Raw genomic sequence first — 5,419 nt, forward strand, 5'->3', positions numbered from 1 at the left:
TAATATCCAAGTATATCCTCGCCTTTACTTTATCAGCAGCTACCAGCTATTTTCCTAATAACTAGAAGGTTGCGAAATAAGCTTTCAAACTCACTATTTTCGGTTAGCTTACAGCATTAAGTGCTGTAAATGCACCAAAGGCAGCGATAATATGGAGTCATATCATCGCTGCCTTTGGTGCATTGATTCAGCTTTTCCGGGATGATTTAGAAATCCTGTTCGGCTAGTGTTAAAGTATAAGTTGCTTTATAGGAGTTCTGCTTGTTATAACTCCAACGCGTTGTGCTGTTGAGGTTGTACCGGGCTTGCCTGCCATTGCTCGTTGCCGTAACTTCTATCCAATAGATTTCTGAGTTTGCTTTCTCTTCGTCCCGAACTTCATCGTCAGTGAAACCACTCGTTGTCCATACTTCTGCCACATCACCAGGGGCAATAGTATACGATGTGGCAGGACTACCTTTGACGATAACATTTGTACCTTCCTTTACGCTTACTGTTACTAAAGCGGGCGAAATGGTTTCATTCTTGATTTGGTAGCGATACATAGCATCCTTGTCGGTGTCTGCATCAAACCAGCTTTCGCAGGAAGAGAGCAACATAACAAGTATACTTAACAGAAACAAAGGGCGCATTTTAAAGCTTGTTTTCATGAGAATAGAGTAAATAGGTTTTATATTTTGGTTCAGGTAGTAGTATGGTAAGGTAGCTTTTTTACAACTTCTCCATCAGCACTTTATAAAGCGCCACCATACTTGAGATATCTTTTTTATGCACTATCTCATTTGGTGTATGCACATTATCTTCAGGGGCACCTACAAAACACCAATCCCAAGGGTAAGCGCTATGCTGAAGTTCTTTGGCATCGCTGCCTCCAGCGCCCTCTACTTCCAATTGATAAGGTATTCCGGCTTCTTCAGCAATTTTAATGATACGGTTTACATAAGAGCGCCTTGGTATCAGGCTATCCCGCATAGAAATGGCTACGCCCGCTCCTGGCTTTACCCCCTCTGTTACCCAAGTAATATCTGAAATTAGCCCCTGCTTTACACCGTACTGCTCGTAAATATATTTTGCCAAGTAAGCTACCGAGCCACCGCCGTGCTCTTCCCAGCAGCTGAAGGCAATTATCCCGTCTTGCAAGGTTTCTGCCACCTGTAAAGCACTCCAGACTCCTAAACGGTTATCCAAGTAGCAGCTTTGCACAGAATCCTCCGTCTCCCTGAAGTCGCACTTGAAAACTAATTCTGTGCCACGCGCTATCTCACGCTCATACTCATACGTTAGTTCATGCTCTTCCTCATTATACTTCAAAGTGCACTCTACTGCTCCTTGCGCGTCCTCTCCTACCAAGGTGTAGCCACTTTCTAAGTCAGGCCCTCCTATTTTAACTAGTTGATGGCCGTAACGCACTGTAAATCCGATAGAGTCCATGTGTGCGAAAATTGCACTTCGTGGTTTACCGAAAACAAGTATAATACAATCCTGAAAAAGATCGCCATGCAGCACCACAGGCTGCTTTGTCCAAGTAGATTTATGCTCCTGAATATAGCTCAACAGGAATTCTGACAGTTCTCGCTCATTACCCGACGGAGCATGAACCTTGCACAGTTGCTCAAGAAGTTTCATAAATAAATTCTTTTTATGGAATTCAAATTTAACAGATTTGTTGTACTTTTATAACTAACAGAGGCAAGTAGTAGCAAATGTGCCTTATATCTAAAAAATTCCCCATTTAATCTATGAAGAAGTTATTTTTTATCATCTTCACTTTAACTTTTCCTTGTTTAACAATGGCACAGCAGCCAATAGTGAACTCTGACACTACAGCTATGCGCCAAGTAACCTTCAACGAAATTGAAGTATTACCAGAAGCTACAAGGGTGAAGGGAATGCTGCTGCTTAACAAAGACATCCAGTATGAGTTAGAAGGCGCCGTAGACAATATGTACAATTTTAAGTACGAGCGGGCAGAGAAGCAGTTTAAGTCCCTTCGCCGCCGCTACCCTGAGCACCCGCTGCCTTACTTCTTGATGGGCCTTAGTCAATGGTGGAAAATTATACCTACGAATGTACAAACGCTGAAATATGACGACTTATTTTTTGCCTATATGGATTCTACCATACAGAAGGCAGAGGCGTTATATGATGCGGATGAAAAAAATATTGAAGCTGCTTTTTTTCTGGCGGCTTCTTACGGCTTTACGGCCCGTTTGCACTCTGAGCGCAGCAATTGGCGTAAAGCCACTGTAGCCAGCAAACGTTCTCTTGACTTTATGGAAAAAGCCAAGGCAGGAAACGGTCTTAGCCCGGAGTTTTTGTTCGGTGAGGCGCTGTTCAATTATTACTCTGTTTGGATTCACGAAAACTATCCAATGCTGCGACCAGTACTTGTCTTTTTCCCGAATGGAGATAAGCGTTTAGGCTTAAAGCAGCTTGCCCATGTATCCAATAGCGGCTTCTACACAGGAACAGAGTCTAAGACTTTCCTGATGAAGATTTATGCGAACGAAGAGAAAAACATGGGTGAGGCGCTAAGGGTATCAGAAGAGTTAGCAATGAAGTATCCTGATAATGCCTATTTTCAGCGGTACTATGCCCGCTTACTTTTTGTTAATGGCCATTTTACGAAAGCAGAACGTATCTCACTAGAGATGCTTTCCAAGTTGGAACAGAATATGCCTGGCTATGAGGCTGTAAGCGGCCGTTATGCCTCCTACATCCTGGCCTATATCAACCAACACAAATATCGTGACTTTGACAAGGCAAAAGAGCATTACAAGGACGCCATCATGTTTGCCGAGATGACCAATGAACGAGAGTCAGGATACTTTATCAGTTCTTATGTAAATCTTGCCCGTATCGCTAAACAGCAAAAAGACCAGGATATGGCTAAGAAATATTATACCATTGTCTTGAAAGCGAGCGACAAGAAGTCAGACAATTATGAGGAAGCTAAAAAGTTCTTTAAGCAGAACCGTAAAGGGTAGTTTATACTTGTAGATACCTATCAAAACAGCAGCGGCTGCCAATATTGGCAGCCGCTGCTGTTTTGATACTAGTTATTTTGATAGAGACTAAGCAGGCTGCTGCTCTGTTGGCGTCAGAATTTCCTCTTTAAAGTATTCCAGTGTGCGCTTTAAACCTTCGGCTCTATCAACCTGAGGTTGCCACCCCAGCACCTCTTGGGCTAGGGCAATATCTGGCTGGCGCTTCTGCGGATCATCGGTAGGGAGTGGCTGATAATCAACTTTCAGCTCCACTCCTGTCAATCTGCAGATTTCTTCTGCAAACTGCTTTATCGTGATTTCAGAAGGGTTTCCGATGTTTACTGGCATATGGTAGTCGCTCAACAACAAACGGTAAATCCCTTCCACCAGATCATCTACATAGCAGAAAGATCTGGTCTGGCTTCCGTCGCCGAAAATGCTTAGCGGCTCCCCTCTTAGCGCCTGGCTTAGGAACGCAGGAAGTACGCGGCCATCATCGAGGCGCATACGCGGGCCATACGTGTTAAAAATACGCACAATGCGGGTCTCTAAGCCATGGTGCATATGGTACGCCATCGTCATGGCCTCTTGGAAGCGCTTTGCCTCATCATAGCACCCTCTTGGGCCTACCGGGTTCACATTACCCCAATAATCCTCCTGCTGTGGATGCACTAATGGGTCGCCGTATACCTCAGATGTAGATGCAATCAGCATTCTGGCTCCCTTTGCTTTTGCAAGCCCCAGCAAATTGTGAGTTCCAAGCGAGCCTACTTTAAGTGTCTGTATCGGAATCTTCAGGTAATCTATAGGGCTAGCTGGCGAAGCAAAATGCAGGATATAGTCCAGATGCCCTGGCACATGCACAAACTTTGACACATCGTGATGATAGAACTCAAAGTTTTGCAGCTTAAATAAATGCTCTATGTTTTTCAGGTTACCTGTAATCAGGTTATCCATGGCAATAACATAATAACCTTCCTTTATAAACCTGTCACAAAGGTGGGAGCCCAGAAACCCGGCTCCTCCTGTTATCAGTACTCTTTTCTGGCTCATAGTTCTATACAGTTTCTTTAACTTCAGCCACTTGATGCTTTACTCCTATACCATAGTATTTAAAGCCTTTTTCACGCATATCGGCACCTTCATATATGTTTCTACCGTCAAAGATCACCTTGTTCTTCATCAGTTTGTTGACAACATTGAAGTTTGGAGAACGGAACTCAGGCCATTCTGTGATCAACAGCAGTGCATCCGCATCGATAAGTGCTTCATACTCATCTTTACCATATTCAATGGTATCACCCAGGATGTGCTTTGCCTCCTTCATAGCTACCGGATCATAAGCGCGTACTTTAGCTCCTTGCTCCAGTAGTTTCTGAATAATGACCAGCGACGGTGCCTCACGCATATCGTCGGTTTTTGGCTTAAAGGAAAGCCCCCATAGCGCAAATGTCTTACCGGACAGATCACCGTTAAAGTGGCTGTGTATCTTATTGTATAGGACAGACTTCTGATTCTCGTTCACTTCTTCTACCGACTGTAGCACACGCATGCTGTAGCCGTTTTCAGAGGCAGTTCTGATCAGCGCCTTTACATCCTTAGGGAAGCAAGACCCTCCGTAGCCAATGCCAGGGTAAATAAACTTATTACCGATACGCACATCAGACCCAATGCCTTTGCGCACCATGTTCACGTCAGCTCCCATTATCTCGCAAAGATTAGCGATGTCGTTCATGAAGCTGATCTTGGTTGCCAACATGGCGTTAGCGGCATACTTCGTCATCTCAGCGGATGGAATGTCCATGAAGATAAGCGGGTGTCCGTTCATCAGGAAAGGCTTGTACAGCTTTTTCATTACTCCTTCCGCTTTCTCAGAGGCTACGCCAACCACAATACGGTCTGGCTTCAGGAAGTCGTCTATTGCAGCGCCCTCTTTCAGGAACTCAGGGTTCGAGGCCACATCAAAAGGAATATCAACACCGCGTGCTGCCAACGCTTGCTCAATGGCTTTACGAACTTTTTCAGCTGTGCCAACAGGCACAGTACTTTTAGTAACAACTACCATGTAGTTGTTCATATTCTCTCCTATGCTTGTAGCTACGGCCAACACATACTTCAAATCTGCGCTACCGTCTTCCCCTGGAGGTGTGCCTACCGCGATAAAGGCGGCCTCGCAGCCTTGGATACTGCTGGCAAGGTCGTTTGAAAATGTTAAGCGCTCTTTTTGGGTATTGCGCATCACCATCTCCTCCAGTCCTGGTTCGTATATCGGCAAAATCCCTTTCTTAAGGTTTTCTATCTTCTTTACATCGATATCTATACAGGTTACATCAATTCCCACTTCTGCAAAACATGTTCCTGTTACAAGGCCAACATATCCAGTACCAACTACTGCTATTCTCATAGACTAAATATTAAGGTTAAGGCTACAA

Annotated in this window: 5 protein-coding genes; 1 reads left to right on the forward strand and 4 read right to left on the reverse strand. The window is 44.4% G+C overall.

The annotated features are described in order from the left end of the window. Window positions 1–206: 206 nt before the first annotated feature. Both ACFQ2O_RS19535 and ACFQ2O_RS19540 read right to left on the reverse strand, forming a co-directional pair. Window positions 207–650: a hypothetical protein gene (locus tag ACFQ2O_RS19535; protein ID WP_377531977.1), complete on the reverse strand. Its 444-nt coding sequence runs from the start codon at window positions 648–650 to the stop codon at window positions 207–209. Window positions 651–711: 61 nt separating this feature from the next. Continuing rightward, the gene (locus tag ACFQ2O_RS19540; protein ID WP_377531980.1) at window positions 712–1,626 is read right to left on the reverse strand and encodes a M20/M25/M40 family metallo-hydrolase; all 915 of its coding nucleotides are present in this window, start codon (window positions 1,624–1,626) and stop codon (window positions 712–714) included. A 113-nt stretch (window positions 1,627–1,739) separates the two neighbouring features. Between ACFQ2O_RS19540 and ACFQ2O_RS19545 the strand changes: the two genes are divergently transcribed. Then, window positions 1,740–2,987, forward strand: a complete 1,248-nt coding sequence (locus tag ACFQ2O_RS19545; RefSeq protein WP_377531982.1) for a tetratricopeptide repeat protein — start codon at window positions 1,740–1,742, stop codon at window positions 2,985–2,987. An 87-nt stretch (window positions 2,988–3,074) separates the two neighbouring features. On the opposite strand, the gene ACFQ2O_RS19550 is transcribed toward ACFQ2O_RS19545, so the two are convergent. Both ACFQ2O_RS19550 and ACFQ2O_RS19555 read right to left on the reverse strand, forming a co-directional pair. After that, window positions 3,075–4,040 carry a UDP-glucuronic acid decarboxylase family protein gene (locus ACFQ2O_RS19550; protein WP_377531985.1) on the reverse strand — a complete coding sequence of 322 codons (966 nt, stop codon included), beginning with the start codon at window positions 4,038–4,040 and terminating at the stop codon, window positions 3,075–3,077. Between the two features lie 4 nt (window positions 4,041–4,044). Continuing rightward, on the reverse strand, window positions 4,045–5,391 hold the full coding sequence (locus ACFQ2O_RS19555; RefSeq protein ID WP_377531988.1) for a UDP-glucose dehydrogenase family protein: 1,347 nt from the start codon (window positions 5,389–5,391) through the stop codon (window positions 4,045–4,047). Window positions 5,392–5,419 lie beyond the last annotated feature (28 nt).

The sequence above is a fragment of the Pontibacter rugosus genome, assembly GCF_042678745.1.
GTDB lineage: Bacteria > Bacteroidota > Bacteroidia > Cytophagales > Hymenobacteraceae > Pontibacter > Pontibacter rugosus.

Coding starts and splice junctions, on each gene's coding strand:
- ACFQ2O_RS19550 (WP_377531985.1), bottom strand. CDS start 4,040: ATGAGCCAGAAAAGAGTACTGATAACAGGAGGAGCCGGGTTTCTGGGC.
- ACFQ2O_RS19535 (WP_377531977.1), bottom strand. CDS start 650: ATGAAAACAAGCTTTAAAATGCGCCCTTTGTTTCTGTTAAGTATACTT.
- ACFQ2O_RS19555 (WP_377531988.1), bottom strand. CDS start 5,391: ATGAGAATAGCAGTAGTTGGTACTGGATATGTTGGCCTTGTAACAGGA.
- ACFQ2O_RS19540 (WP_377531980.1), bottom strand. CDS start 1,626: ATGAAACTTCTTGAGCAACTGTGCAAGGTTCATGCTCCGTCGGGTAAT.
- ACFQ2O_RS19545 (WP_377531982.1), top strand. CDS start 1,740: ATGAAGAAGTTATTTTTTATCATCTTCACTTTAACTTTTCCTTGTTTA.